The 25425-nt window shown below is 66.5% G+C and carries 26 protein-coding genes and 1 tRNA gene; 10 read left to right on the forward strand and 17 right to left on the reverse strand.

Translation table 11 applies throughout. From position 1 onward, the window contains the following. Positions 1-3: 3 nt before the first annotated feature. The 4 genes from E3T55_RS08920 to E3T55_RS08935 form a co-directional block, all read right to left on the reverse strand. A complete protein-coding gene (locus E3T55_RS08920; RefSeq protein ID WP_134519207.1) occupies positions 4-951 on the reverse strand; it encodes a type II secretion system F family protein in 948 nt (315 codons plus the stop codon). Beyond that, complete coding sequence (locus E3T55_RS08925) at positions 948-1832, reverse strand: type II secretion system F family protein (RefSeq protein ID WP_134519208.1); 885 nt, start codon at positions 1830-1832, stop codon at positions 948-950. The genes E3T55_RS08920 and E3T55_RS08925 overlap by 4 nt, the downstream gene beginning before the upstream one ends. Then, positions 1829-3061 carry a TadA family conjugal transfer-associated ATPase gene (locus tag E3T55_RS08930; protein ID WP_134519209.1) on the reverse strand — a complete coding sequence of 411 codons (1233 nt, stop codon included), beginning with the start codon at positions 3059-3061 and terminating at the stop codon, positions 1829-1831. The genes E3T55_RS08925 and E3T55_RS08930 overlap by 4 nt, the downstream gene beginning before the upstream one ends. Before the next feature lie 144 nt (positions 3062-3205). Then, positions 3206-4048: a helix-turn-helix domain-containing protein gene (locus tag E3T55_RS08935; protein WP_134519210.1), complete on the reverse strand. Its 843-nt coding sequence runs from the start codon at positions 4046-4048 to the stop codon at positions 3206-3208. A gap of 186 nt (positions 4049-4234) precedes the next feature. Here E3T55_RS08935 and E3T55_RS08940 point away from each other — a divergent pair, with 186 nt between their 5' ends. Next, positions 4235-5014, forward strand: coding sequence for an SDR family NAD(P)-dependent oxidoreductase (locus tag E3T55_RS08940; RefSeq protein WP_134519211.1), 780 nt, complete (start codon positions 4235-4237; stop codon positions 5012-5014). 72 nt (positions 5015-5086) lie between these two features. Here the strand turns inward: E3T55_RS08940 and E3T55_RS08945 are convergent, their stop codons facing one another. Continuing rightward, a complete protein-coding gene (locus E3T55_RS08945) occupies positions 5087-5893 on the reverse strand; it encodes a 3-hydroxybutyrate dehydrogenase (protein WP_198418546.1) in 807 nt (268 codons plus the stop codon). Positions 5894-5897: 4 nt separating this feature from the next. Then, complete coding sequence (locus tag E3T55_RS08950) at positions 5898-7307, reverse strand: MFS transporter (RefSeq protein ID WP_134519212.1); 1410 nt, start codon at positions 7305-7307, stop codon at positions 5898-5900. A 141-nt stretch (positions 7308-7448) separates the two neighbouring features. On the opposite strand from E3T55_RS08950, the gene E3T55_RS08955 reads away from it, so the two are divergent. The 4 genes from E3T55_RS08955 to E3T55_RS08970 all read left to right on the forward strand — a co-directional run bounded on the left by E3T55_RS08955 (position 7449) and on the right by E3T55_RS08970 (position 10033). Beyond that, positions 7449-8387, forward strand: a complete 939-nt coding sequence (locus E3T55_RS08955) for a LysR family transcriptional regulator (RefSeq protein WP_134519213.1) — start codon at positions 7449-7451, stop codon at positions 8385-8387. 10 nt (positions 8388-8397) lie between these two features. Further along, a tRNA-Leu gene (locus tag E3T55_RS08960) sits at positions 8398-8482 on the forward strand. A gap of 27 nt (positions 8483-8509) precedes the next feature. Beyond that, positions 8510-9193 (forward strand): DedA family protein, encoded by a 684-nt coding sequence (locus E3T55_RS08965; protein ID WP_241992967.1) that lies wholly within the window; start codon positions 8510-8512, stop codon positions 9191-9193. A gap of 111 nt (positions 9194-9304) precedes the next feature. Then, positions 9305-10033 (forward strand): DedA family protein, encoded by a 729-nt coding sequence (locus E3T55_RS08970; RefSeq protein ID WP_134519214.1) that lies wholly within the window; start codon positions 9305-9307, stop codon positions 10031-10033. A 47-nt stretch (positions 10034-10080) separates the two neighbouring features. Here E3T55_RS08970 and E3T55_RS08975 read toward each other — a convergent pair whose 3' ends face one another. From E3T55_RS08975 to murI, 4 genes are all read right to left on the reverse strand, one after another. Beyond that, positions 10081-11001 carry a cation diffusion facilitator family transporter gene (locus E3T55_RS08975; protein ID WP_134519215.1) on the reverse strand — a complete coding sequence of 307 codons (921 nt, stop codon included), beginning with the start codon at positions 10999-11001 and terminating at the stop codon, positions 10081-10083. Positions 11002-11103: 102 nt separating this feature from the next. Then, positions 11104-11697 (reverse strand): RdgB/HAM1 family non-canonical purine NTP pyrophosphatase, encoded by a 594-nt coding sequence (gene rdgB / locus E3T55_RS08980; protein ID WP_134519216.1) that lies wholly within the window; start codon positions 11695-11697, stop codon positions 11104-11106. Beyond that, the gene (gene rph, locus E3T55_RS08985; RefSeq protein ID WP_277613501.1) at positions 11694-12473 is read right to left on the reverse strand and encodes a ribonuclease PH; all 780 of its coding nucleotides are present in this window, start codon (positions 12471-12473) and stop codon (positions 11694-11696) included. The genes rdgB and rph overlap by 4 nt, the downstream gene beginning before the upstream one ends. Further along, complete coding sequence (murI, locus tag E3T55_RS08990) at positions 12470-13333, reverse strand: glutamate racemase (protein WP_134519217.1); 864 nt, start codon at positions 13331-13333, stop codon at positions 12470-12472. The genes rph and murI overlap by 4 nt, the downstream gene beginning before the upstream one ends. 151 nt (positions 13334-13484) lie before the next feature. Here murI and E3T55_RS08995 point away from each other — a divergent pair, with 151 nt between their 5' ends. Then, complete coding sequence (locus E3T55_RS08995; protein ID WP_255455385.1) at positions 13485-14804, forward strand: nicotinate phosphoribosyltransferase; 1320 nt, start codon at positions 13485-13487, stop codon at positions 14802-14804. Between the two features lie 21 nt (positions 14805-14825). Here the strand turns inward: E3T55_RS08995 and E3T55_RS09000 are convergent, their stop codons facing one another. The 3 genes from E3T55_RS09000 to E3T55_RS09010 are packed head-to-tail and all read right to left on the reverse strand — an operon-like array spanning position 14826 to position 17588. Continuing rightward, the gene (locus E3T55_RS09000) at positions 14826-15119 is read right to left on the reverse strand and encodes a DUF3039 domain-containing protein (protein WP_134519218.1); all 294 of its coding nucleotides are present in this window, start codon (positions 15117-15119) and stop codon (positions 14826-14828) included. 28 nt (positions 15120-15147) lie between these two features. Then, the gene (locus E3T55_RS09005) at positions 15148-16722 is read right to left on the reverse strand and encodes a hypothetical protein (RefSeq protein ID WP_134519219.1); all 1575 of its coding nucleotides are present in this window, start codon (positions 16720-16722) and stop codon (positions 15148-15150) included. Next, positions 16698-17588: an ABC transporter ATP-binding protein gene (locus E3T55_RS09010; protein WP_241992968.1), complete on the reverse strand. Its 891-nt coding sequence runs from the start codon at positions 17586-17588 to the stop codon at positions 16698-16700. The genes E3T55_RS09005 and E3T55_RS09010 overlap by 25 nt, the downstream gene beginning before the upstream one ends. Positions 17589-18536: 948 nt before the next feature. Between E3T55_RS09010 and E3T55_RS09015 the strand changes: the two genes are divergently transcribed. From E3T55_RS09015 to E3T55_RS09025, 3 genes are all read left to right on the forward strand, one after another. Continuing rightward, the gene (locus E3T55_RS09015) at positions 18537-19229 is read left to right on the forward strand and encodes a phosphocholine cytidylyltransferase family protein (protein WP_134519220.1); all 693 of its coding nucleotides are present in this window, start codon (positions 18537-18539) and stop codon (positions 19227-19229) included. A 175-nt stretch (positions 19230-19404) separates the two neighbouring features. Next, a complete protein-coding gene (locus tag E3T55_RS09020) occupies positions 19405-20205 on the forward strand; it encodes an ABC transporter permease (protein ID WP_134519221.1) in 801 nt (266 codons plus the stop codon). Then, a complete protein-coding gene (locus tag E3T55_RS09025) occupies positions 20205-20993 on the forward strand; it encodes an ABC transporter ATP-binding protein (protein WP_134519222.1) in 789 nt (262 codons plus the stop codon). Before E3T55_RS09020 ends, E3T55_RS09025 begins: the two co-directional genes overlap by 1 nt. A gap of 61 nt (positions 20994-21054) precedes the next feature. Here the strand turns inward: E3T55_RS09025 and E3T55_RS09030 are convergent, their stop codons facing one another. Continuing rightward, positions 21055-21321, reverse strand: a complete 267-nt coding sequence (locus tag E3T55_RS09030) for a helix-turn-helix domain-containing protein (RefSeq protein WP_166791726.1) — start codon at positions 21319-21321, stop codon at positions 21055-21057. A gap of 247 nt (positions 21322-21568) precedes the next feature. Here E3T55_RS09030 and E3T55_RS09035 point away from each other — a divergent pair, with 247 nt between their 5' ends. After that, positions 21569-22372: a hypothetical protein gene (locus E3T55_RS09035; RefSeq protein WP_241992969.1), complete on the forward strand. Its 804-nt coding sequence runs from the start codon at positions 21569-21571 to the stop codon at positions 22370-22372. On the opposite strand, the gene E3T55_RS09040 is transcribed toward E3T55_RS09035, so the two are convergent. The 3 genes from E3T55_RS09040 to E3T55_RS09050 all read right to left on the reverse strand — a co-directional run bounded on the left by E3T55_RS09040 (position 22317) and on the right by E3T55_RS09050 (position 25423). Beyond that, positions 22317-23609, reverse strand: a complete 1293-nt coding sequence (locus E3T55_RS09040) for a CDP-glycerol glycerophosphotransferase family protein (protein ID WP_241992970.1) — start codon at positions 23607-23609, stop codon at positions 22317-22319. The two genes, E3T55_RS09035 and E3T55_RS09040, sit on opposite strands and share 56 nt — an antisense overlap. 100 nt (positions 23610-23709) lie before the next feature. Continuing rightward, positions 23710-24609, reverse strand: coding sequence for a glycosyltransferase family 2 protein (locus E3T55_RS09045; RefSeq protein ID WP_241992971.1), 900 nt, complete (start codon positions 24607-24609; stop codon positions 23710-23712). After that, positions 24596-25423: a CDP-alcohol phosphatidyltransferase family protein gene (locus E3T55_RS09050; protein ID WP_134519224.1), complete on the reverse strand. Its 828-nt coding sequence runs from the start codon at positions 25421-25423 to the stop codon at positions 24596-24598. Before E3T55_RS09050 ends, E3T55_RS09045 begins: the two co-directional genes overlap by 14 nt. Between the last annotated feature and the right edge of the window lie 2 nt (positions 25424-25425).

Here is a 25425-nt window from a genome sequence, read left to right on the forward strand (position 1 = left end):
AAACTAGAAGCCGGTCTGCAAGACGACGAGACCGGGGAAAATTGCGAAGAGGATGGTCATCGGAAGAATCAGAAATACCACCGGAACCAACATGGCCACCTCCTTCTTGCCGGCCGTCTCGAGCAGGCCGCGCTTGGCCTGCTCGCGGGCGTCCTGAGCCTGTGCGCGCAGCACCTCGGCGAGTGGCGACCCTCGGTCGAGGGCACCGGTGACTTGGTCGGCAAACCGGTTCACCTCGGGCAGGTCCAATCGGCGGGCCATCGAAGCGAGGGCCGACGCGAGCGGCAGGCCCGTGTGCACCTCGGTCACGACTCCACCCAATTCGCGGGAGAGTTCACCAGAGCTCGACGCCGAAACGCGTCGAATCGAGTCGAGGATTCCCTCGCCCGCCGAGAGCGAGAGTGTGAGAAATTCGAGCACGGTGGGCAGCTCGCTGCTCATCCGCGCCAGCCGACGCACGGCCGCCCGCTGCAGGAGGGCGTCCCGGCAGAGCGCTCCGCCGAGCCCCGCGAGCAGCGGCGCCATCAGCTGAAGGGCAACGGGCAGCGAGCGGGCGGCCGGGGCGACGAGAACGAACACCGCGCCGGCGGCGAGCGCTGCCAGCGCCCAGACCAACTGTCGAAACCGAAACTCGTAGACCGTATGCGTCAGCCCGGCCTGCCGCAGCCGACGTTCGACGGCCTCTGCTCCGCCCAGAACGCGGGCCAGCAGTTGGGTGAGGGTTCCCAGCATCGGGGCTGCGAGGCTGCCGAGAACAGGGATCGGGTCGACGGTTTTGCGCCCGACAAACGCCCGAGCGGCGCTCGACACATCAAGAATGTAGGGCGCTACCCGGTCGATGAGTCGGGGGCGGCTGAGCCGGGGCGTCAGGCTCACGAGTGACCACAGGCCGACGCCGAGGCCCGTGCCGCAGAGCACGGCCCATCCGAGCGCAGAGGTTACCGCGGTCATCGAAACCACCGCCGTTCCTCTGGCAGCCGGCCGAGGGCGATCATGAACCGGTAGGCCAGGATCGAGACGAGGAGCCCCCCGGCAATCACGACGCTCCCCGTCGGAGTGTTGTAGGCGAATGCCGCTTCGGGCCGGGAGGCCAGCAGCACCAGGATGATCCACGGGGCCGCGACCCCGAGTCGAGCCGCGTTGACGATCCACGACTGACGCCCCTCGACCTCGGATCGAATCGCCGCATCCTGGCGCAGCCAGGCGGCCAGACTCCGCAGCACCACCGTCAGGTCACTGCCGCCGACTTCGCGAGCCATGCGCAGTGTTTCGAGGATACGGTCTGCGATCGGGTCGGCGAGTTGTTCCTTGAGGTGCGCCGCGCACTGCGCGAAGTTTCCCGTGGCCCGATACTCACGCTCGAAAGCGGCAAATGCGGCGCGGGTCGTGAGCGGGCCGGTGTGGGCAAGGCTGCTCACGCCGTCGGGCAGGGCGAGACCCGAACGAAGTGCCGATACCAGATGATCGACGACATCGGGCCACACCGTGCGATTCGCCCGGCGCCGGGTGCGGGCCCGCCACGCCACGACGAGCAGCGGTGCGGCGGCGCTGCCCAGACCCCCGATCGTAGTGAGTGCGGCCACGCTCAGCAGCCCCTGGGCCAGCCCGGCGCCGGCAAGGCCCAGAACCGCAGAAACCGCGACGAATCCCGTGACCGGAACGGTGCCGAGGCCGGCCTGAGCCAGCAGGGTGCGCATCCGCTGTCCGGCACCGCGCCTGGTCGGTTCGGCGGCGACCCGAGCCGGCCAGAGCACGGGGGCGAGCACGAGCACCAGGCCGGCACCCAACACCCCGCCGAGGGCTGCCCCGGCCAGAAGCACGCCGCCGGTCATGCGGCACCCGGCCCGAGCACGATCGCCGGGTCGAGCCCGGCCGCCCGAAACTTGGCGAGCTTCGTGGGATACCCGCCGGTCGCGGTGAGTCGCCCGTCCGGCGACAGAAAGATCGGGCTCGCCTCGATGAGAGAGCCGCTCAGCTGACCGCTCGGAGCGATGATCTCCGAGACCCGACGAAACCCCTGGCGGTCGAGTTCGCAGTGCACGACCAGGTCGATGCACCCGGCGACGGTGGGCAGCACGAAGGCCGAGTCGATGTTGCGACCGGCCAGCAACGGCAGCGTCGACAGCTTGGCCAGAGCGTCCCTGGCGCTGTTGGCGTGAATCGAACACATCCCCGGAAGCCCGCTGTTGAGCGCGATGAGCAGGTCGAGGCTTTCGGCCTCGCGCACCTCTCCCACGATCAGGCGATCGGGGCGCATGCGCAGCGCCTCTTTGATCAGGCGACGCAGGGTGATCTCGCCCGTGCCTTCGAGGCTCGGTTGGCGGCACTGCATGGCGACAACGTCGCGGGCAGTGAGGTCGAGCTCAAAGGTTTCCTCCACGGTGACGATGCGGTCCCTGGCTCGGGTTGCCGACAGCAGGGCGTTCAGCAGGGTGGTCTTTCCGGTCTGGGTGGCACCGGATACAAGAATGTTCTGCCCGGCCAGCACGCACATCCGCAGAAATTCTGAGGCCTGCGGGGTCAGCGACCCCAGCTCCACGAGCTGGTTCAGATCACGGATGCGACGGGTGAACTTGCGAATGTTCACCGCCACATTGTGCTTCGTTATATCCGGAATGAACACGTGCAATCGAGAGCCGTCGGGCAGGGTGGCATCCACGAACGGTGACGACAGGTCAACCCGGCGGCCGGAGGCCTGCAGCATGCGCTCGACGAGGTCACGCATCTCCTGCTCGGTGAACGTCATCGAGGTCAGTTCGGACACCCCGTCGCGTGCGACAAAGACTCGATCGGGTCCGTTGATCCAAATCTCCTCGATCTCGGGGTCGTCCAGCAGCGGCTGCAAGGGCCCGAAGCCGGTCAGCGAGGCGACGATCTCCCGGGCGGCCTGATGCTCGTCCCGAATCAGCGAACCATGGCCGCCGAGGGCTCGTTCGCTGTAGCGGCGCAGTTCGTCGCGCACATACTGCTCTGCAAGACCCCGATCTGCTGCCAGATCAACGCCCTCGCGGCGCACGCGCAGGCGGACTTGCTCGGTTATTTCGCGCACGGCCTCGGTCATGTCTGCATGATGCAGCATTCCGGCCCTCAGTGGGAATGTTATCCACAGGCAATATTCCGGCGCTGCATATTTGACAGCGCGCCAAGCAAGGGTGATTTGCCTGCGGCCAGTCGGTTTTCCGCCACTCTGGCTGAGGCACTCGGGTCACTGGTCTGCGAACGAGTCCGTTACGGTGTACGACGCGAGCAGGGCGAGTTTGTCGGCACTGTCGGTGCCAGAGTCGGGATGATAGATCGCCAAAACGAGAGCCTGAGTGGTGTCGCCGATCACGAGCTTCTCGCGATTGAGGGTGAGCTCGCCGACGAGGGGGTGAGCGATCGTGACGGGCCAGCTCTGTCGCGCCTGCACGTCCTGTTGCGCCCAAAGCACACGGAACCGATCACTCATGAGTGAGAGCTCTCCAACGAGCTCGATAAATCTGGCGTCGTTGGTGTCTGTGCCCACGGAGCGGCGAAAGCCCGCGACCAGTCGGGCGGTGGTGTCGTTCCAGTCGGGGTAGAGGGCTCGTTCGTCGGGATCGAGGAAGACCGCGAGCAGTCGATTTTCGCCCGGACGGAGTCGGGGAGAAATGGCGGTGGCGAGCGGATTGGCGGCAAGCACGTCGAAGTAGCGGCCCTCGACGAATGCGGGCAGTTGCAGGGCCGAGAGCAACTTGCTGATGCCTTCGGGAACGGTTTCACGGTGCGGCCGTCGGCGCCGCCGCAGGGGCGATTGCTCGGTGAGCGAGAGCAGGTAGGCGGTTCCGATGGGGTCCAGCCCGTAGACGCGGGCGAGGGCCTCGAGAATCTGCGCGGACGGATGTCGGTCACGCCCCTGTTCGAGGCGGAGGTAGTAGTCCGCGCTGATATCGGCGAGAAGAGCGACTTCGGAACGTCGGAGACCCGGCACGCGCCGGTTGCGTCCCGCGGGCAGCCCCACCTGCGCTGGACGTACACGTGCGCGCTGGGCGCTGAGATACTCGCCGAGCAGGTTTTCTCCAGGTGTCATCACCGAATCGTACGTCGTCGAAGGGGTCCTGGTCGTAGCCCTGTGAAGACCACTGTCACCGGGGCATACCCACGGCAGAGACGCCCGCACCAGTATCGAAAGAACACAAGCGCATCCGGGTTCTCACGCAGAACGGGTGGGCATCGCCAGTGCCGCGATTGCGGCAGACGAATGATGGAGAGAACCATGAACGGGTTGGCTGTAGTAACGGGGGCGTCATCGGGCATTGGCCGCGAATACGCGCGTCGTCTGGCGTCGCGGGGCGTTGACTTGATCGCGGTCGGGCGGCGACAGGAGCGCCTGAACGAGCTCGCGACGGAGTTTCCCGGAGTCACCGTGCAGACCGTGATCGCGGACCTGTCCACGCAGGAGGGCATCGACAAGGTCATCGCCGCCGTCGGGGCACAGCCGGTGACGCTGCTGATCAACAACGCCGGAGTCGCGCACTACAAGCCGTTCACCGAGCTGCCGCGGCAGCAAGCGGTGGAGCTCGTCGGGGTGAAGGTGCTCGCACCAACGCTGCTGGCCGGTGCGATCGCCCCGGGGATGGTCGCGCGCGGCACCGGGCAGATCGTCAACGTGGCGGGAATGATTGCCTTCAGCGCACCCGCAACGCTTGAGCAGGTACCGCTGCGGCGCGCCGTCTATGCCTCGAGTCTGGCCTACGCGGTTGCCCTGTCGCAGACCCTGCAGGCGGAGCTGTCCCCGCACGGCGTGCACGTGCAGGCGCTGCTCCCCGGTGTCGTCGCGACCGAGTTTCATGAGCGCCAGGGCTTGGACCTCAGTGCGGTGCCCCGGATGAGCGCTGCCGACGTCGTGACGGCGAGCCTGCGCGGCCTGGAACTGGGCGAAACCGTCACTGCTCCCGGAGTCGAGCACAACGAACTGCTGCAGAACGTATTCACCGCGGACCTCGCAGCGTTCGGCGCCCAGTCACCGCAGCTGGCGGCCCGTTACCGGTCCTGACCGGCACGCCGCCCCCGCAGAGCGGAGGGCGGCGTGCCGGGGATTTCTGGAGCAGGCGACGGATGCAGCGGGTCAGCGGGCGGACCAGCCGCCATCCATCGTGTAGCTCGACCCGGTGACCATCGCGGCCTCGGTCGACGCCAGCCAGGCCACGAGCGAGCCAACCTCGGCGGGTTCCACGAGTCGCTTGATCGCGCTTTCGGTGAGCATGATGCGGCTGAGCACCTCGGACTCGGGGATGCCGTGCGCGGCGGCCTGATCGGCGATCTGCTTCTCGACGAGGGGCGTGCGCACGTATCCGGGACTCACACAGTTGCTCGTGACTCCGTGGGCGCCGCCCTCGAGGGCGGTGACCTTCGACAGCCCCTCGAGCCCGTGCTTGGCCGCGACATACGCGCTCTTGAACGGCGAAGCCCGCAGTCCGTGCACCGATGACACGTTGATGATGCGCCCGAAACCGGCCGTGTACATCTGTGGCAGCACGGCACGAATGAGCAGAAACGGCACCTCGAGCATGAGGTTGATGATGCGGTGAAAGTCGTCCGGCGCGAAATTCTGGATCGGATTGATGCGCTGGATTCCGGCATTGTTCACGAGGATGTCGACGCCGTCGAGCGCCTCGGCGAGCGCTGCGTCGGTCACCGCCTGCGGGTCGAGCAGGTTGACGGGCCAGCTCGACCCGTCGACCTCCTCGGCGAGCGACGAGGCTCCGTGGTCGTCCATGTCGGCGACGATCACGTGGGCGCCGCGCTCGGCGAGGGAGCGTACGATGGCCGCTCCGATACCACTGGCTCCCCCGGTCACGACCGCACGACGGCCGGTCAGCGAGCCCGACGGCAGCGCGAGCTCGGCCCTCGGGGCGGCGGCCTCACGGTGCATCAGGTCACTCATGGAGCGCGGCTGCCGGGGTCAGGCCGTGCTTGTGGGCATCGACCGCGTCGATCTCACGCAGCGAGGCCCCGCGGGTTTCCTTGAGCGTGACCACGGCAACGACCGTGATCGCGCAGGCGATCATGAGGTAGACGGCGACCGGCACCCACGACTCGAAGCGCTGCAGCAGGGCCGAAGCGATGATCGGGGCGAGCGAGCCGGCGAGGATCGACGTGACCTGGTAGCCGAGCGAGACCCCCGAGTACCGCATGCGGGTCGGGAACATCTCGGCCATGATGGCCGGCTGGCCGGCGTACATGAGCGCGTGGAAGCACAGTCCGATGGTGATGGCGGCCACGATGAGAACCGGGTTGAGCGTGTCGAACATGGGAAAGGCGAAGAAGGCCCAGGTCGATCCGAGCACCGCGCCGGCGAGGTAGACGGGCTTGCGGCCGAGCCGGTCAGACAGGCGGCCGACCTGCGGAATCACGAGGAAGTGCACGACGTGCGCGATCAGCAGCGCGAGCAGCAGCTGGCTGGTGTCGTACTGGTGCACGGTCACGAGGTACACGATCGAGAAACTCACGATGATGTAGTACAGAATATTCTCAGCGAAGCGCAGGCCCATGGCACCGAGGATGCCCTTCGGGTACTTGCGAACGACCTCGAGCACGCCGTAGCTGATGGCCTTCTCGGCCTCGACCTGCGCGCGGGCTTCGAGAAAGATCGGGGCTTCGCTGACGTGGGTGCGAATGTAGTAGCCGATGACGACGATGACGGCCGAGAGCCAGAACGCGACACGCCAACCCCAGCTGAGGAACTGGTCGGCGGGCAGGATCCAGGTCATGGTCAGCAGCACGAGAGTTGCCAGCAGGTTACCGACCGGCACGGCGGCCTGCGGCCAGCTCGACCAGAACCCGCGGGACTTGTTGGGGCTGTGCTCGGCGACGAGCAGAACGGCGCCGCCCCACTCACCGCCCACGGCGAAGCCCTGAATGAAGCGGAGGGCGACGAGCAGTGCCGGGGCCCAGTAGCCGATGGTGTCAAACCCGGGCAGGCAGCCCATCAGGAACGTCGCGACACCAACCATGATGATGGTGACCTGCAGGGTGTGCTTGCGGCCGAGCTTGTCGCCGATCTGACCGAACACGATGCCACCCAGTGGCCGGGCGATAAAGCCAACGGCATAGGTCAGGAACGCGGCGATGATGCCGTCGAGTTCACTGCCGGCGTTGGGAAAGAACACCTTGCCGAAGACCAGGCTCGCGGCGGTGGCGTAGAGAAAGAACTCGTACCACTCGACGACGGTTCCGACCATCGAGGCCGCGACAATCTTTTTCAAGCCCGACTTCTCTGTGTCCGGCACACGCTGCCCGGCCGATTTACTCGACCCGCCGGCTTCCAGACGCTCATTGACGCTCATGGCTGTCTCCTTCACTGTCGTCTCTGACAGGTGGTGGGGTGAGGGATGGCTGGCTCGGTGAGCCGCCTGTACCGAGTATTCCTGCAGGCCTTGAGTGCAACAAGAACCACTTCGACACAGGCCGTGTGCATAATTGCAGACATGACGTTCCCCCACGTGCCCGCGACACCTCCCAACCCCGATGATCTGCTCGTCTTGCTCACCGTGGCGCGCACGGGGCGTTTTACCAGCGCGGCGGACAGCCTGGGCCTCAACCACACGACCATTTCGCGTCGCATCACGAGTCTCGAGAAGGCCCTCGGCGGGCGGGTGCTGTCCCGTACGACGGGCGGCTGGGAGGTCACCGACCTCGGCAGCCGCGCGGTGGAGGCGGCCGAACGCATCGAGGCCGCCGTCGGTGTTCTGCAGGCTCCGATGGATGCCCCGGCGCAGCTCACGGGGGTCGTGCGCATGTCGGCGACGGATGGCTTCAGCGCCTACATCGCGGCGCCCGCCGTCGCCGAGCTGCGGCGCTCACACCCTCAGTTGCGGGTGGAAATCGTGACGGTGACCCGGCGTGCCCTGCAGCACCGTTCCGGCCTCGATATCGAGATCGTCGTCGGGGAGCCACAGGTGCACCGCGCCGAGGCCTTTCGGCTGGGCTTCTATATGTTGGGCATGTATGCCTCCCGCGGTTACCTGGCCGAGCACGGGACTCCCGCCACCGTGAATGAGCTGACCCGACATCCACTCGTCTACTTCGTGGACTCGATGCTGCAGGTTGACGACCTCGACGCACCCCGCCGACTGGTGCCGACCATGATCGACTCGGTCAGCTCCACGAACGTCTTTGTGCACGTCGAGGCGACCCGCGCCGGCGCCGGCATCGGCTTTCTGCCCTGTTTCATGGCGGACCGGCACCCCGACCTGATCCGGCTGCTGCCGGAAGACTTTCACGAACAGCTCCCCTATTGGATGGTGCTGCGCCCCGAGTCCCTGCGGCAGCCATCGGTGGCCGCCGTGGTCGCGGCCCTGCGGTCGCGCACCATCGCCGTGCAGCGGGAGTTGCTCGGCGGGAACCGGGCGGACAAAGTAGACTGATCGGGTCGCTGCGGGAGTGGTGGAATTGGCAGACACGCAGGATTTAGGTTCCTGTGCTTTCGAGCGTGGGGGTTCAAGTCCCCTCTCCCGCACCAGCAACATCGCCGCCAGAAGGGGTTCTCGTGCTGCCTGCCGCCGCGCTCGATCAACAGCTCGGCGACCTGCTCGGCGCAACCGGGATCGTGCTCTTCTACCTCATCGTGTGGGGCCTGGTCTTCGCCGGAACCGCGCTCTTTCTCGGAGTCTTCATTCCGTTCGTCACCGGGGACTCGTTGCTCTTCGGGTCGGGCCTGGTCGCGAGCGCGAGCGGGGACCTCAATATCGTGCTGCTCGTCGTCGGCACCGGCGTCGCGGCTTTTCTCGGCGATCAGGTCGGCTTTCTGCTCGGTCGGCGTTATGGACGCGGCTATCTCGAGCGCCGCGGCGGCCGCCGCACCCTCGTCGCAATCGCGCGCACCGAATCCTTCTACCGCAAATTCGGCTGGTGGGCGGTCGTCATCGCCCGTTTCATGCCCTGGGCTCGGGTCTTCGTGCCGGTGATCGCCGGTGTCGGCCGCATGAACTACGTCAAGTTTCTGACCAGCAACCTGCTCGGAGCAGTGGCCTGGGGGGTCGGCCTGACGCTCACGGGGTATTACGCCGCCTCCATCCCGGGGGTCAAGAACGCGGCCTACGTGATCGCCGCGGTGTTCATCGCCGCGTCGATCGTGTTTGGCTACCGCACCTGGCGGGCGGACCGCCGTGCCGGCAGCGAGGCTGCGACCACGGCCGAGTTTCCCGGTCAGAGGCACACCCGAGACCGGTGAGGAAGCCCCCAATTTCACGGCGCATTTTCGCCTTAACGCGGTAACCTGTCGTCAGTATCCGCGCTCACCACCCCTTGCCCCCGTGGCCGCCCGCCGACTGGAGTTTTCTCTGTGAATCACACCGCCCTGATACCGTGGCTTGACCCGGAAGTGCTCATCGCCGGGTTTGGCCCGTGGGCTCTGCTCGGAGTCTGTGCCATCGTGTTCGCGGAGACCGGGCTGCTGATCGGATTCCTGCTTCCGGGCGACACCCTTCTCGTGATCACCGGGCTGCTCACCTTCGCCGGGGTCATCACCATTGACATTTGGTGGGTGGCCCTCGCCATCGGGCTCGCGGCCTTTCTGGGCGGCGAGGTCGGCTACCTGATCGGCCACCGCTTTGGCCCGCGCATCTTTGAGCGCAAGGAATCGGGCATTTTCAGCATCAAGAACGTCGAGCGCACCAACGCCTTCTTTGTGCGCTTCGGTGGCCTGGCCGTCATCGTCGCCCGCTTCGTTCCCATCGTGCGTACCTTCGCCCCGGTCGCCGCCGGCGTCGGCCACATGGACTACCGCAAGTACACCTTTTACAACCTGATCGGCGCCCTGATCTGGGGCGCCGGCCTGACGTTCGGCGGTTTTCTGCTGGGGTTCATCCCGCCCGTCGCCGAATTCGTGCAGAGCTACATCGACGTCATCCTGATCGCGGCCGTCGTGCTCACGCTCGTTCCCACCGCCTTCCACTACGCCCAGTCGGTGCGCAAAGCCCGCCGCCTGAACCAGCGCCCGGCGACCACCGAAAGTCTGGTGCTCGACCCGCACACCTTCAATACCGCCCACGACGGCCGCCACGAAGCCTGAGCTTTCCCGTACGAACCCGTACGAACCCGTACGACCATCGATCACCGCTATCGGTGGTGGTGCTCCTCGTGGGCAGCGTGCTCGGCGGGCTCCAGCTGAAAGGTTGAGTGTGCCACATCGAAGTGGTGAGCCAGACACTCGGACAGTTCGTCGAGAAGCGCGCCGGTCGTTCCGGCGGCCAGGACCTGCGGATCCACCACGATGTGTGCGCTGAACACGTGGGCTCCGCTCGTGATCGCCCAGACGTGCACGTCGTGCACCGCGAGCACACCCGGCGTCGAAACGAGGTGGCGACGAATCTCCGCCACATCGGTGTCGGCCGGCGTGGATTCGCTGAACACACGCACCACGTCACGCAGCAGAACGAAGGCCCGCGGCAAGATCATGGCCGCGATCAGCAGGGAGGCGATCGCATCCGCCTGCTCGAAACCGGTGAACAGAATCACGATCGCGGCCACAATCACGGCGACCGAGCCAAGGGCGTCACCGAGCACCTCGAGGTAGGCGCCCCGCATATTGATCGAACTGGCCTGCGCCGGGCGCAGCAGCAGCAGCCCGGCCACGTTGGCGAGCAGGCCAATGACGGCCACGAGCAGCATGCCGCCGCCGAGCACGTGACCGGTGCCCGGATCGAGCAGCCGACCGACGGCACCCATCACCACGGCCACCGCGACACCGACCAGGATCAGTCCGTTCAGCAGCGCACCGAAAACCTCGGCCCGCTGGTAGCCGAAGGTCTGCCGGTCGGTGGCCGGCCGAGCAGCCACGACGGTCGCCGCGAGGGCGATCGTGAGTCCGGCCAGGTCGGAAAACATGTGGCCGGCATCGGCGAGCAGGGCCAGAGATCCGGTGATCCAGGCACCGATCACCTCGACGACCAGCACCGTCGCCACAATCACGATCGTGAGCGTCAGCCGGGTGCGGTTCGACGCGGCGGCGTCGTGAGAATGCCCGTGCGAGTGCGCCATACCCTCAAACTAGAACCGCGACCGGGTAATTACCAGCCGGTGCGGCAGTTGGGAATGAGTGCCATTCTCAGCCGCTCAGACAGATTAGCCAGCCGCACGACCTCAGCCGAGCAGCGCGCGCAGTTCCGGCACGATGGCCTCGAAGGCGAGCGCCCGGTGGCTGATCTGATTCTTGACGGATGCCGTGAGCTCGGCCGCCGAGATCGCGTAGCCGTCGGGCAGAAAGATCGGGTCGTAGCCGAAGCCGTTGGCTCCGGCCGCTTCGGCGAGCACCTGGCCCGGCCATTCCCCGCTACCTACCCGCTCGGTGCCGTCGGGCAGGGCGAGCGCCACCACACAGGTGAAGTGGGCCGTGCGGTGCTCGGCCGACATATCGGCGAGCTGCCAGAGCAACAGCTCCAGGTTTGCGACGGCGTCTTTCGCCGGGCCGGCCCAGCGCGCGGAGAAGATGCCGGGTGACCCTCCCAACACATCGACGCAGATGCCCGAGTCGTCGGCGATCGCCGGCAGACCGGTAAAGGCCGCGGCCGCGCGGGCCTTGATCAGGGCGTTCTCGGCGAAGCTCGAGCCGTCTTCGATCGGTTCCGGCCCGTCGTAGGCGAGTACCTCGATTCCGGGCAGAGCCGGTGCGAGAATGCGGCGGAGCTCCTCAACCTTGTGTGGGTTGTGGGTGGCGAGAACGACCTTCACGGTCAGCGCCCCTGCACGGATGCGGGCGCGGCCTCGGCGAGGGCGCTCTTCTGAAACCCGGTGAGCGACACGGCACCGCTGAGGGCCAGGTCGAGGAGGGAATTCAGCTCGGTGCGATCGAAGGGGGCTGCCTCGGCGGTGCCCTGAACCTCAACGAACAGTCCGCGGCCGGTGACGACCACGTTCATGTCGGTGTCGGCCCGCACGTCCTCGGTGTAGGCGAGGTCGAGCATCGGCACTCCCCCGATGATGCCGACCGAGACGGCGGAGACGCTGTCGATGAGCGGCTGCGCCTTCGCCGAGATGAACTTCTTCGCACGACCCCACTCGAGCGCGTCGGCCAGCGCCACGTAGGCGCCGGTGATCGCGGCCGTCCGGGTGCCGCCATCGGCTTGCAGCACATCGCAGTCGAGAACGAGGGTGTTTTCGCCGAGGGCCTTCATGTCGACGACGGCGCGCAGGCTGCGGCCGATCAGACGACTGATCTCGTGCGTGCGGCCGCCGATCTTGCCTTTGACCGACTCGCGGTCCATGCGGGAATTGGTCGAGCGGGGCAGCATCGAATACTCGGCCGTGACCCAGCCCTTGCCCTTGCCGCTCATCCAGCGCGGAACGCCGTTGGTGAATGAGGCGGTGCACAGCACCCGGGTGTTGCCGAACGAGATCAACGCCGAGCCCTCGGCCTGCTTGCTCCAGCCGCGTTCGATGGTGATGGGGCGCAGCTGGTCGTTGGTGCGGCCGTCAACGCGCAAGGCTGCGGTCGGGGTGGCGGGGATGGTCACGGGTTCTCCTTGAGGTAGCGGGACTGAGCGGCGAAGGCCTCGATCGATCCGAGGCTGAGAGCCCCGGTCTCGATCAGGTCGACGCGTGAAATCTGGGGGCCGAGCAGGCGGTGGGCGAGCGCGAGAAAGTCCTCGGCGCTGTCGCCGGTCGCTTCGTAGCGGTAGCTCGGCGCGCTCGTCTGCTCGCGAGCGAGGCCCTGGCTCACGAGGGTGCGGTAGACGTCGTTGGCCGTCTCGGTATCGCTCGAGACGAGGGTCACGTCGTCGCCCATGACGTACGAAATCGCGCCGCGCAGAAACGGGTAGTGCGTGCAGCCCAGCACGAGCGTGTCCACGTTCTGCTCGCGCAACGGCGCGAGGTACTCCTCGGCGACGTCGAACAGCTCCTGCCCCGTGGTCACGCCGGCCTCGACGAACTCGACGAAGCGCGGGCAGGCCTGCGTGAACAACCGAATATGGGTGGCCGCGGCGAACGCGTCGTCGTAGGCAAGCGAGTTGACCGTGCCGACGGTGCCGATGACACCGACGCGCTGGTTGCGCGTGGTGATCACCGCACGCCTCACGGCCGGCTGGATCACCTCGATCACGGGCACGCTGTAGCGTTCGCGGGCATCACGCAGCATGGCTGCGGATGCCGTGTTGCACGCGATCACGAGCATCTTCACGTCTTGCGCCACGAGTTCGTCGAGCACTTCGAGGGCGTAACCGCGCACATCGGCTATCTTCTTCGGCCCGTAGGGCGAATGCGCCGTGTCGCCAATATAGAGGATGGACTCGTTGGGAAGCTGGTCTTTAATGGCCCGGGCGACGGTCAGGCCGCCGACTCCCGAGTCAAAGATGCCGATCGGTGCGTCTGTCACTGGATCAAGCTTAGTCGCGACGGATCGGTCAGGCGGGTCAGGCGGGTCAGGCGGGTCGGCCGGGTCAGGCGGGTCAGACGGGTCAGACGGGTCAGACGGGTCAGGCGGGTCGGCCGGGCAGGGCGGGCCGATGGGCGGATAGGCTGGCGAGGTGATCCCGACCCCCGCATTCCGCACCGACCGCTACGAGCTCACGATGGTCGACGCCGCCATTTCGAGCGGAACCGCCGACCGCGAGTGCATGTTCGAGGCCTTCGCCCGCCGCCTGCCGCCGGGCCGCCGCTACGGCATCCTCGCCGGCACCGGCCGCCTGCTCGAGCTCGTACGGGCATTTCGGTTCACGGATGCCGAGATCGGCTGGCTCGAAGAGAACGCGGTCGTGCGCCGCCCGACCCTCGACTGGCTCGCCAACTACGCGTTCAGCGGCAGCATCTGGGGCTACCAGGAGGGCGAAGCATACTTTCCGGGCTCTCCCCTGCTCAATGTGCAGAGCACCTTCGCCGAGGGCGTGTTGCTCGAAACCCTGATTCTCAGCGTACTCAACTACGACACCTCGGTCGCGAGCGCGGCCGCGCGCATGGTCTCGGTCAGCCTCGGCCGCCCACTCGCCGAGATGGGATCGCGCCGCACCGGCGAATACTCGGCCGTGGCCGCCGCGCGAGCGGCATACATCGCCGGCTTCTCGTCGACCAGCAACCTCGAGGCCGGGCGAAGCTGGGGAATCCCGACGATGGGCACCGCCGCCCACTCCTTCATGCTGCTGCACGATACCGAAGAGGATGCCTTTCGGGCGCAGGTCGCGGCCTTCGGTGTCGGCACGACCCTGCTCGTGGACACCTACGACGTGCCCACCGGCATCGCTCTCGCCGTCGCCGTGGCCGGCCCCGCCCTGGGGTCGATCCGTATCGACTCGGGCGACCTGCCGACCGTTGTCGCGGCGGCTCGTGCCCAGCTCGACGCCCTCGGCGCCGTGCAGACCCGCATCACGGTCACGAGCGACCTCGATGAGCATGCGATCGCCGCGCTCTCGGCGTCGCCGGTGGATGCGTTCGGCGTGGGGACATCCGTCGTCACCGGCTCGGGCGAACCCGCCGCCGGCATGGTCTACAAGCTCGTTGCCCACAAGAACGACTCCGGCCAGTGGACGAGCGTCGCGAAGACCTCAACGGCCAAGCTCTCCGTCGGCGGACGCAAGACCGCGCTGCGCCGACTCGACTCCGCCGGCATTGCCCGCGAAGAGATTGTGCAGCTCGGCGACGGCCCCGAGGGCGCAGCTCCGGCCCCGCACGGCGGGCTGGAACGCGAGTTGCTCGTGCCTTTGGTGCAGGGCGGAGTCGTCGACGAGCGCTACGTCGGAGTGGCCGGTACCCAGCGGGCCCGCCAGCATCACGCGGCGGTCATGCAGGAGCTTCCGATCGAAGCGTTCCGCCTCGGCCGTGGCGACGCGGTCATTCCCACGTCATACCGGTAACCGACCCAACCCCGTCGAGGCCTAGCTGGCCTTCATCTTCTCGTAGATGGCCTTGCAGGTCGGGCAGACCGGAAACTTCTCCGGATCGCGACCCGGCAGCCACTTCTTGCCGCATAGCGCCTTCACCGGCTTGCCGGACAGCGCCGATTCGAGAATCTTGTCCTTGGGAACATAGTGCGAGAACCGCTCGTGGTCGCCGGGCTCGATCTGCTCCTGCTCGATGAGTTCTTCGAGTTCGCGGTCGAGAGTCGACGTACCGCCGCCGGCGCCGGGCTGGCCTGGTTCTGCGATGCTTGCGCGAATGTCCTGAGTCATGGCCCAAGTCTAAGCGGGCGGGTACACGCTATGCACGCAGCGCTGAGGCGAGTATTTCGGGCCCGCGGCGTTCGAAGGCTCGCGCTCCGCGCCAGACCCCGACCACGAGAACGAACAGGCCCATGGCCACGCCGTAATAGAGGGCCGGCATAAACCAGTACGGGTCGACGAAGATGCCCAGCAGCAGCCCCAGCAGGGCCGGGCTCGACAGCACGATCGCACCGGTGAAGGTGAGCGATTGCACGATCGCGGAGGCCGTGTCGGATGCCTGCGGCTGCGCGAACGGGCTGTCACCGGGTTTGGTTGCCGGATAGGGGAAGCGAGCAGAGGTGTAGCTCGAGAAGCCGAGGCCGGTGAGAAAGATCGACGTGCTCACGCCGAGCATCGCGGGCAGCGGGCCCCAGTCGCCGTAGAAGAAGACGCTGAGCGCCGAACCGAGACCGATGAGGGGGATGCCCACGACCAGGGTCGGCACCAGACGACCGATGCGGTCGGCCACGCCGCGGGTTCCAGACGCGACGTGCAGCCAAATCGCGGTGCTGTCGTAGGCGACGTCGTTGTGGATCGTCCAGCCGAGAAACAGGCACATGAGCGGCACCGGAAGCAGGGTGAGGTAATGCTCGGGCACTCCCGCGATCGTGAGGGGGATGTACACCAGAACCGGCACGACCGGGATCATGATCAGTGACACCCAGTACCGTGAGTCTCTGCCCCAGGAGGTGATGCTGCGCGCGGCAATCGCCCCGGCGGGAGTGTGCGGCAGGCGGTCAAACCAGCTCAGGCCGCCATACTGCCTGGCCGCGGCTTCCCGCCCCGGCGTCACCAGCATGCGGGCCACGAGTGCGACCCAGGCCAGCCAGAGCAGCCCGGCGGTTGCGAGCGCCACGAGGAGTTTGAGCAGAGCGGTCGCCCACTCGCCGGTCGCGGCGTCACCGGGAACGGCCCAGGCCGCGCCCATCGGCGTCCATCCCAGAATGGCGGCCAGGCCGCCCACGAGATCGAGCCCGTATCGGCTCCACTCCACGTTGAGCAGCAACACCCCGATCGGAGCACAGATGATGAGCACGAGCACTCCGGCCGCGCCGGTGAACTCTCGTGACCGCCGGGTCGACAACAGAAGGGAGGCCAGCGAGGTGCTCACGCGGGTGGCCAGCATGCAGGTGACGAACAGTGCTCCCGCCGCGATCAGTGCCAGCAGTGTCTCTGGAATGCCGCGGGACCAGGTGATCACCGTGGCGAGCAGCGCGAGACCGAGCACGATGGCGGGAACCCCGAGAAAGGAAGACACGAGCAGTCCGCCGGCCAGAGAACGCGTCGGCACCCCGAACAGGGCGAAGTTGCGCGGATCCATGGTGTCATCGATGCCTACCAACAGGGGCATCACGAAGAAGCCCAGCACGACAAGCGCCCCGCCAACCGTGCACGCGTCACGAATCAGGGTGACGTCATCCACAAACCGGGCGCCGACCAGAACGGTGACGAGAACGGCGGCGATGGCGAGACCGTAGGCCAGGCCGACGAGAACACCGACTATTTGCCAGGGACTGCGCCGAAAGGCGTTTCCGAGCAGACGAACCTTCAGTCGGAGAAGCTGTGCAACCATTCCATGCCCTCCGCGACCTTGCGCCCGCCGGCCAGTTCGATGAAACGCTCTTCGAGCGTGGCCGAACCGCGCACCTCGGCAATCGTGCCGGAGGCCAGAACGGTACCCTGCACGATGATCGCGACGTGGTCACAGACACGCTGGATGAGGTCCATCCCGTGGCTGCTGAGCAATACCGTGCCACCGCTCGCGACGTACTTCTGCAAAATCTCGGTGACATTGACGGCCGAAACCGGGTCGACGGATTCGAACGGTTCGTCGAGCACGAGCACCCGCGGCGAGTGGATCATGGCACAGGCCAAGGCGATCTTTTTCGTCATTCCGGCCGAATAGTCGGCGACGAGTCGATTGAGGGCATCCTCGAGCCCGAAGGCTGCGGCCAGGTCGGCGCTGCGTTCTCGCACCGCGCGGTTGTCGAGTCCGCGCAGGGTGCCGGAGTAGTAGAGCAGCTGGGCGCCCGTGAGGCGATCGAAAAGTCGCAGACGATCGGGAAGAACGCCGATCAGTCGCTTCGCCTGCACGGGCTTGGCCCAGACGTCGATTCCGTGAACGTGGATGGAACCGGCGTTCGGCCGCAGGAGACCCGTGATCATCGAGAGCGTCGTGGTCTTGCCTGCCCCATTGGGGCCGACAATTCCATAGAACGATCCGGCGCGTACCTCCAGATCGACGCCCGAGACGGCGGTGGTGGGCCCGAAGCGCTTCACCAGACCGGATGCGCGCACAACGACGGGCGCGAGCGGATCGGCCAGTTCGACGGTGGCGCGCTCGATGACGGCCACGGGCTTGCGCTTCTTGGGCCGCGGGGCCGCAGCAGGCCGGTCGGGCGTCACGCTGGGCAGCGCTGTGGGCAGCACCGCGGTCACGAGAGCCTCAGCGGTCAGCTTCGACTCAGCGGTCAGCTTCGCCTCGGCAGCCGATCTCGCCTCCGAAGCCAGTCTCGCCTCCGAAGCCAGCGCTGCCTCACGGGTTTCTGCGGCGAGCGTCTGGGCTGCGAGCGTCTGGGCTGCGAGCGTCTGGGCTGCGAGCGTCTCGGCCCGGGCTGCTGCCGCCTCTGCCTTGCGGGCAGCTTCGGCGCGCGCAGCTACGGCACGGGCGGCCGCGGCGGTACTCGCGGCCGTCTTTGCCGCGCTCGACCGCGCCGCGCCGGGCCGCGCCGCGGACGACGAGGCTGACGAAGCAACTGCCGTGCGGGCCTGGCTGCGTGCAGCGGCAGCCGACTTGGCAGGTGAGGGTCTCGCAGGTGAGGGTCTCGCAGGTGAGGATTTCGCGGGTGAGGACTTCGCGGGTGAGGACTTCGCCGGTGATTCGGAGATCGTGCCGGGGCGGGCCTGTTGGGGGGGCGCGGGCTTGAGGGCGAAAGGTTTCGGCGCTGCCGACTTCGCTGCGGTGGTGCGCGGTCGAGCCGGCTTGGGGCGACCGGAGGCCGGCCGCGACGCGGTCACGGGTGCGACCGGGTCCGCCTCCGCTGCTGTGTTTCTCGAGGGATCTGAGGGTCTCGAAGACTCGCCCCTCGGGGGTTCGGCTCTCGGGGCTTCAGGGGTCACCCCGCTAACTTACCAACCGCACCCTGACACCCAGATGTGGGTCGGCAGCTGCGGGCCGCCCGCCACGGTCGTCGTGTGGTCACAGCTTGGGCACGGAATCTGCCCATACTTGGCCTCATTCTACTAAAAGTGTATGGTTATAGTGGCATAACGATGTGTCTTTGTGTGAACCAGTGGGTAAACCTTGGGCAAACTCTGACTTATTCAATCCCTGAGAAGTCGAGTGGTTCCTGAGGCTGCGCCCAAACCATTCTTGAGGAGATAATCGTGACCACCCAGGTAGTCATTCTCGCGGCGGGCATGGGCAGCCGTCTCGGCCGCTCACTTCCGAAGCCGCTCACCGAGCTCAGCGACGGCCGCACCATCATGCAGCAGCAGTTCGACAACATCGCTCACGCCTTCGGCACGGTCGCCAAGGTCACCATCGTTGTCGGCTACAAGCTCGAGCACATCATTGAGGCCTTCCCCCAGGCATCCTTCGTGTACAACGAGCAGTACGACCAGACGAACACCTCGAAGAGTCTGCTGCGCGCGCTTCAGGCGTCCGCTCCCGGCGGTGTGCTCTGGATGAATGGCGACGTGGTCTTCGACCCGGCCATCCTCGATCGTGCAGCGGCCATGATGGCCCGCGACCAGTCCTTCGTCATGGTCAACACCGACAAGGTGTCCGATGAAGAGGTCAAGTACACGATGAGCACTGAGGGCTACATCAAGGAGCTCTCGAAGACCGTCAAGGGCGGCCTCGGCGAGGCCGTCGGCATCAACTACGTGTCGGCCGCCGACAAGGCGCTGCTCATTCGGCACCTGATCAAGGTCGACGCGCAGGACTATTTCGAGCGCGGCATTGAACTCGCGATCGAAAAGAACCGCATGCTGGTCGAACCGATCAATATCTCGGACTTCTACGCCGTCGAAGTCGACTTCGCCGAAGACCTCGAGCGGGCCAACCTCTTCGTCTGATCCGTCACGGGCGAGCGCGGGCGGGCATCCGCCCGCGCAGACACACGCGCGTGCCCGCCCACGGCCCGCGCTCACCTACGCCCGCGCTCACCTACGCCCGCGCTCACCTACGCCCGCATTCACCTACGATAGAGCGCGTGAACAGATACGGTGCGCGTGAACAGATACGGTGCGCGTGAGTAGTTTTGCCGAGGTACGCCCGCAGCAGCGCACCGCCTTCGCCCGTTACCGACACTCCCTGTGGCTGCTGACTCAGCGGGACCTGCGGGTGCGCTATTCAACGTCGGTGCTCGGATATTTCTGGTCGATTCTCGACCCGCTCGTCATGGCCGGCATCTACTGGTTCGTCTTCACCCAGGTTTTTCAACGCCCGGTCGGCGACGAGCCGTACATCGTGTTTCTGCTGGCGGCACTGCTGCCGTGGATGTGGTTCAACGGTGCCGTCTCCGACTGCACGCGAGCGTTTCTGCGTGAGGCGAAGCTCATCCGCTCGACGCGCATCCCGCGCACCATCTGGGTGAACCGGCTCGTGCTGTCGAAGGGTATCGAGTTTCTGGCAGCGATCCCGGTTCTCATTCTCTTCGCGATCGTTTACCGCGCAGAGCTCAACGTCGACGCGGTGCTGTTTCCCCTCGCGATCGTGCTGCAGACCGCGCTCACTGCGGGAGTCGGCCTGCTGGTCGCTCCCCTGGTTGTCTTTTTCCGCGACCTTGAGCGCGCCGTGAAGCTGATTCTGCGCTTTCTGTTCTACGCCTCCCCCATCATCTACGGCACGAGCAACCTGCCGCCGGAATTGCAGTTCTGGGCCGCGTTCAACCCCCTCACCGGGATTTTCAGCCTGTACCGGGCCGCGTTCTTTCCCGACCAGCTTGATTGGTTCGCGGTGGCCGTCAGCGCGGCCATGTCGCTGGCCTTTCTGGGACTCGGTCTGCTCGTCTTCAGCCGGGCCGAACGCGCCGTTCTGAAGGAGATCTGATGTCGAATCCGACCGTTGCTTCACCGGGAACGACACCCCAGGCGCCCGTAATTGCACTGACGGATGTCGGCATCCGCTTTCGCCGTAATCGGCGTGGTCGGCGCTCGTTCAAGGATCTGTTCTCGAGCCGCAGCCGCCGTAGTCGACCGAATGAGTTCTGGGCCCTGCAGCACGTCAATTTCACGGTGCAGCGCGGCGAGGCGATCGGGGTGGTGGGCCGTAACGGCCAGGGCAAGTCCACCCTGCTGAAACTCGTGACCGGCGTGGTGTTGGCCGATGAGGGGCGCGTGCACGTCACCGAGGGGGTTGCTCCGCTCATTGAAATCACGGGCGGTTTTGTCGATGATCTCACGGTGCGCGACAACGTCTATCTGACCGCCGGGCTGCACGGCATGACCCGCAAGCAAATCGATTCTCGATTCGATGACATCATCTCGTTTGCAGAGATCGCCGATTTCATCGATACGCCCTACAAACACCTGTCGAGCGGCATGAAGGTGCGCATCGCCTTCGCCGTTATTTCGCGGCTCGAGGAGCCAATTCTGCTGGTCGACGAGGTGCTCGCCGTCGGCGACAAGGCCTTTCGGGAGAAGTGCTACCGCCGCATCGAGGAACTCCTCGCGGGCGGGCGCACCCTCTTCTTTGTCTCACACAATGAGCGGGATCTGCGTCGGTTCTGCACCCGTGGGCTGTACCTCGACAAGGGCGCCCTCGTGCTCGACGCCCCCATCGCCGAGGTGCTCGGCCGATACAACGCCGACTACGGTATCAAACCGGCCAAGCCGTAACTCGGCGCTGCTCTTAACGGCGGCGCTGTACTCAGCGGCGCTGTACTTAGCGGCGCTGTACTTAGCGGCGCTGTACGGCGTGTGCCTCCTGTTCACGGCGAAAGTCCAGAGCGGTGTAGCTGTCGCGGGTCGGCGGCAGGTGAGCCGTCGTGAAACCGATCAGCAGTTCACTGGGTTCCATCCCGAGCACTGTCGCCAGGCGGATGAGGGTATGGAAGGTGGGATTGCCGTGTCCGCGGTCGATTCGGGCGTAATTCGACACGTTGAGTCCGGCTAGATGGGCGACGGTCTCTTGATTCAGAGAGAGCGCCAGACGGCGTTCGCGCAAGCGACCACCCAAGATTCGGGACGCTTCAGATTTAGGCTCAGGCATGTCTCAGTTCTACTCTTACAGGGGATATGGCACCAGTGGTTTTGAGGCTCGCGGTACCCCCACTTTCGGCATCAGACCAGCACTGGGGTCATCCCGTCAACTCGCGTAAACTGACCGCGGCAGGCACTGCAGAGGTTTCCAGCCACACACGGCCATACACCGCCATACACCGCCACACACCGCCACACGAGGAGGCGCCACGATGTCCACGCAGCCCACACCCATCCTGTCTTCGACCGGCGGCACTCCCGAGGGCGGCCAGCTGCCGACCGGTGTCGTCAAGGGCTTCGATCGAATCATGTCGATCCACCGACCGGTGGTGCTCGCGCACATCCGCGGCATCCGCCGCCGCCACCCGGATGCGACGCCGTCCGAATTGGTGCGCATTCTCGAACGCCGGTATCTGGCCGCCGTCACGACGGGCGGGGCCGCTGTCGGCGCGACGGCCGTTATTCCCGGCATTGGTACCGGCGTGACGCTCGCCCTCTCCGGGGTCGAGACGGCCGGTTTTCTCGAGGCGACCGCCCTGTTCGCTCAGTCGGTGAGCGAGGTGCACGGTATCGCCGTCGACGAGCCGGACCGCGCGCGCGCCCTCGTCATGACGATGATGCTCGGGCACGAGGGCACCGACCTGGTTCGGCAGCTGGCCGGGCAGTTCACCGGCAGCGGAGCCGCTCGCGGCGCCTACTGGGGTGAACTGGTCACCAACAGCATTCCGCGGGCCATAGTGGGGCCCCTGACGGATCGGCTGAGGTCGGCCTTCATCCGCCAGTTCGCGGCCCGCGGGGGCGCGAGCCTCGTGGGCAAGGCACTGCCGTTCGGCGTCGGAGCCATCATCGGCGGTGCCGGAAACCACATTCTCGGCAAGCGGGTCATGCAGACCTCGAGGCTCGCCTTTGGACCGGCTCCCGACGGATTCCGACCGGAGCTTGATCCTCAGCTGCGCGAGATCACCCTTCGTCCGTCGCGACCGTCCCGTCTGTGGAGCGTTCGGCGTAAGGGCTGAGCGCGTCATCGCCCGCGTGCAGGGCCGCGAATCGGTCCCACTCCGCGAGCAGCCGGGCAATCGCAGCGTGAAACCGGGCGGTGGCGCTGCCGGGCGTGGTGTCGCCGAAGTAGCGGGTGACCCAGGAGGTCAGGCGCGCCCTGGCCGGACCGTCGACCGCGAGGGCATCCAGGGCTTCGATGATGTCGCCGGTCTGTACGGCGTAGAGCCATTCACAGTCGGAGAGGTATCCGCTCGTGTCGATCTCGGCCGCTGGATCGACCGGGCGGGTCACCATGAGCGGTTTTCCGGTCGCCAGACGGTCATAGACCATGGCTGAGATGTCGACAATGGCAACGTCGGCCGCGACCAGCTGCCAGCCGAGGTCCGGACCATCGTCGTAGACGTGTTGGGCCGTGGCATCCCGCGCGTTGGCCGCGGCAATCGCGGCGATGATGCGCCGGTTCGCGGCTCCGTACTCGGGGTCGGCGACCCCGCTGCGCGGGTGTGGACGATAGATCACCCGGTGTCGACCGCTCGCGAGCAGCGCCGTCACCAGAGCGACACCGTGGGTGGCGACGGAACCGTACGACGCCGACGGGCGGTCCCCCTCCCAGGTGGGCGCGTAGAGCACCACCGTGCGGTCGTCGGGGGTATAGGGTACATCGCGGGAGAAGTGGTCGGCCTGCGGGCGCCCAATGGGCAGGGCACGCTTGTCGAAGTCGTAGTCCCACAGCACCCGGTTCAGGCGCGCGAGGGCGGCATCGCCCGCAACGAAGGCGTAGTCGTAGGCCTTGAACTGATTGGTCAGCATGTACATCTTGTCGCTCTCACCGTGGTTGATGAAAACATGCCAGCGCCGTCCGTAGCGCATCATCTGAAAGTTGCGCGGGTTCTGGTTGACGTACAAGACAATACGGATGTCCTGTTCCTCGATGATGTGCTCGAGGTCGGATACCTTGCGCACGTAGGCAACCGGTACCGGCGACTCTTCCATGAGCATGACCGTGCCGCCGGCGGTGCGGCTCAACACGACGACCGGCCAGGTCTCGGCGAGGACGGCGAGCGGCTTGTACCACTGACGCATCTGGTACATGTTGACGGGGCCGTCGGCGAAGTAAACCGCGACCTTGAACCGCTTGGGTTCAAAGGGGGTTCGCGCGTTCATGCGCCCGGAGAGCCGGCGATCTGCGATGCGCGAGTGCACGGCATCCCGAACGAGTTTTACCGCGAGGCGGGCGTCCTTCTGAATATCCACCAATTGAGCCTACCGTCCGGTTCGTCTGCGCGATCGGCGCCCAGACCATCGGTGCCCAGTCGATCGGTGCCCAGTCGATCGGTGCCCAGTCGATCGATGCTCAGACGATCGGCAGCCGTCCGGCGCGGGTCATGCGCCAGACCGTGCGCATCGAGAGTGGCCGCCGCGGGCCGGGATCGCTGCGCCACCCCTCACTCCAGCCGCCGAACCAGGCACGCAGGGCGGTGGGGTTGCGTGCCCAGCGCAGTGCCTGAATCGCCGTCCACGCTCCGACGTACAGCGGAACGAACGGCAGCGGCAGGTTGCGGCGAGCCAGCCAAACCCGGTTTCGGGCGTTGAGCCGGTAGTAGTCGGCGTGCCGGGTTTGTTGGATGACCGGGTGATTGGCCTCGAGATCGCCCGCGTACCAGACCCGCAGGCCCTGATCCCAGACTCGCCAGGCCAGTTCGATGCCCTCGTGAGCGTAGAAGAACGGCTCGGCCCAGCCATCCGTTTTCAGAAAAACCGCGCGGGGCAGCAGCACGGCTCCCTCCCAGACCGAGAACACCGGCCCGGACTCGGTCGCGAGTCCCTTGCGAATTCGCGGAATCCAGCGCCGCGGCGACGCGATGCCGGTGGGGTCGGTGACCCGAGGCTGCAGCAGCCCGATGCTCGGATCCGCCCGCAGCGTGTTAATGGCGCTGAGCAGAAATGCGGGGTCGGGAATGCTGGCATCGTCGTCGAGAAAGAACAGGTACTCCCCGGCTACGAGCGGCACGCCCCGGTTGCGGCCGGCCGGAATTCCGAGGTTCTCAGCCAGGCCGAGCGCCCGCACACCGTGCGGGAGGCCGGCGGGCTGCCATCCGTTTCCCACACAGACCACGTCGAGCTGCACGCCCTGCTGCGCCAGAATGCTGCGGATGCCGCGCTCCAGGTCCCGGGGACGGGTGCCCTGGGTGAGCACCACGACCCCGACCGTCGGCAGCGGCGGGGCCGTGGGTGCGGTCTCAGGAACGAACACGCTTCGACGCCATAATCGCCACGAAATGACCGATCAGCGACAGAAAAGCCAGAGGCACGATGGCGAACAGCACGACCCGGTCGACAATCGGCTGGCCGAAGATCAGGCCGACGACGGCTGCGGCGAAGATGACCATGGTCAGCTCAACGGAGTGGTACAGGCGGTGAAAGGGCAGGAACCGCGCGAACTTGCGAGCCCTGGCCAGCAGGCTCGAGGTCGGCGTCTTCTCGCCATGGGTGTCGGCGAGTTTTGTCAGTCCCGCGTTGGCACGGGCCACGTGCACCATGTCGTTGAGTGCCTTGTTCAGCACGATGATCAACGCGAGCATCAGGCCGAGCGTGGTGAAGAGATAGTCCGCGGGCGCTTCGAAGGGGTATGCGGCGGCCCGAATGCCGAGGGCGATGGGAATCAGGGCCTCGGTCGAGTAATGCCCGACCTTGTCCAGAAACACCCCGGCCGGGGAGGACGTGCGGCGCCACCGGGCGACCTCGCCATCGCAGCAGTCGATGAGCATCTGCAGCTGCCCCAGCACGAGGGCCAGCAGGGCGCCCCCGATGCCCGGAATCAACAGCGCGGCGGCGGTCGACCAGCCGACCAGAATCATGAGCGCGGTCACGCCGTTGGCCGAAATGCGGGTCTTGAGCAGCATCCAGGTCACGTACGGCGACAGGTCGCGCAGGTACAGCGAGGCGGTCCAGTGCTCGGCGTTCGCGCGCAGGCGAACCTCGGGCGGCTGCGCCACGCGGCGCAGCTCGGCGATGGACGACGGCCGGTCGGAGTGAGGGCGAGCGGATGCGGGTGAACCGGGTGTCATGG

Origin of the sequence: Cryobacterium frigoriphilum (assembly GCF_004403305.1) — a bacterium.
In the GTDB taxonomy this organism is placed as follows: Bacteria; Actinomycetota; Actinomycetes; order Actinomycetales; family Microbacteriaceae; genus Cryobacterium; species Cryobacterium frigoriphilum.

What these genes read in the sequence shown, in the direction of transcription:
- E3T55_RS08920 (WP_134519207.1), bottom strand. Translation starts at nt 951, where the DNA reads ATGACCGCGGTAACCTCTGCGCTCGGATGGGCCGTGCTCTGCGGCACG.
- E3T55_RS08925 (WP_134519208.1), bottom strand. Translation starts at nt 1,832, where the DNA reads ATGACCGGCGGCGTGCTTCTGGCCGGGGCAGCCCTCGGCGGGGTGTTG.
- E3T55_RS08930 (WP_134519209.1), bottom strand. Translation starts at nt 3,061, where the DNA reads ATGACCGAGGCCGTGCGCGAAATAACCGAGCAAGTCCGCCTGCGCGTG.
- E3T55_RS08935 (WP_134519210.1), bottom strand. Translation starts at nt 4,048, where the DNA reads ATGACACCTGGAGAAAACCTGCTCGGCGAGTATCTCAGCGCCCAGCGC.
- E3T55_RS08940 (WP_134519211.1), top strand. Translation starts at nt 4,235, where the DNA reads ATGAACGGGTTGGCTGTAGTAACGGGGGCGTCATCGGGCATTGGCCGC.
- E3T55_RS08945 (WP_198418546.1), bottom strand. Translation starts at nt 5,893, where the DNA reads ATGCACCGTGAGGCCGCCGCCCCGAGGGCCGAGCTCGCGCTGCCGTCG.
- E3T55_RS08950 (WP_134519212.1), bottom strand. Translation starts at nt 7,307, where the DNA reads ATGAGCGTCAATGAGCGTCTGGAAGCCGGCGGGTCGAGTAAATCGGCC.
- E3T55_RS08955 (WP_134519213.1), top strand. Translation starts at nt 7,449, where the DNA reads ATGACGTTCCCCCACGTGCCCGCGACACCTCCCAACCCCGATGATCTG.
- E3T55_RS08975 (WP_134519215.1), bottom strand. Translation starts at nt 11,001, where the DNA reads ATGGCGCACTCGCACGGGCATTCTCACGACGCCGCCGCGTCGAACCGC.
- E3T55_RS09000 (WP_134519218.1), bottom strand. Translation starts at nt 15,119, where the DNA reads ATGACTCAGGACATTCGCGCAAGCATCGCAGAACCAGGCCAGCCCGGC.
- E3T55_RS09005 (WP_134519219.1), bottom strand. Translation starts at nt 16,722, where the DNA reads ATGGTTGCACAGCTTCTCCGACTGAAGGTTCGTCTGCTCGGAAACGCC.
- E3T55_RS09025 (WP_134519222.1), top strand. Translation starts at nt 20,205, where the DNA reads ATGTCGAATCCGACCGTTGCTTCACCGGGAACGACACCCCAGGCGCCC.
- E3T55_RS09035 (WP_241992969.1), top strand. Translation starts at nt 21,569, where the DNA reads ATGTCCACGCAGCCCACACCCATCCTGTCTTCGACCGGCGGCACTCCC.
- E3T55_RS09050 (WP_134519224.1), bottom strand. Translation starts at nt 25,423, where the DNA reads ATGACACCCGGTTCACCCGCATCCGCTCGCCCTCACTCCGACCGGCCG.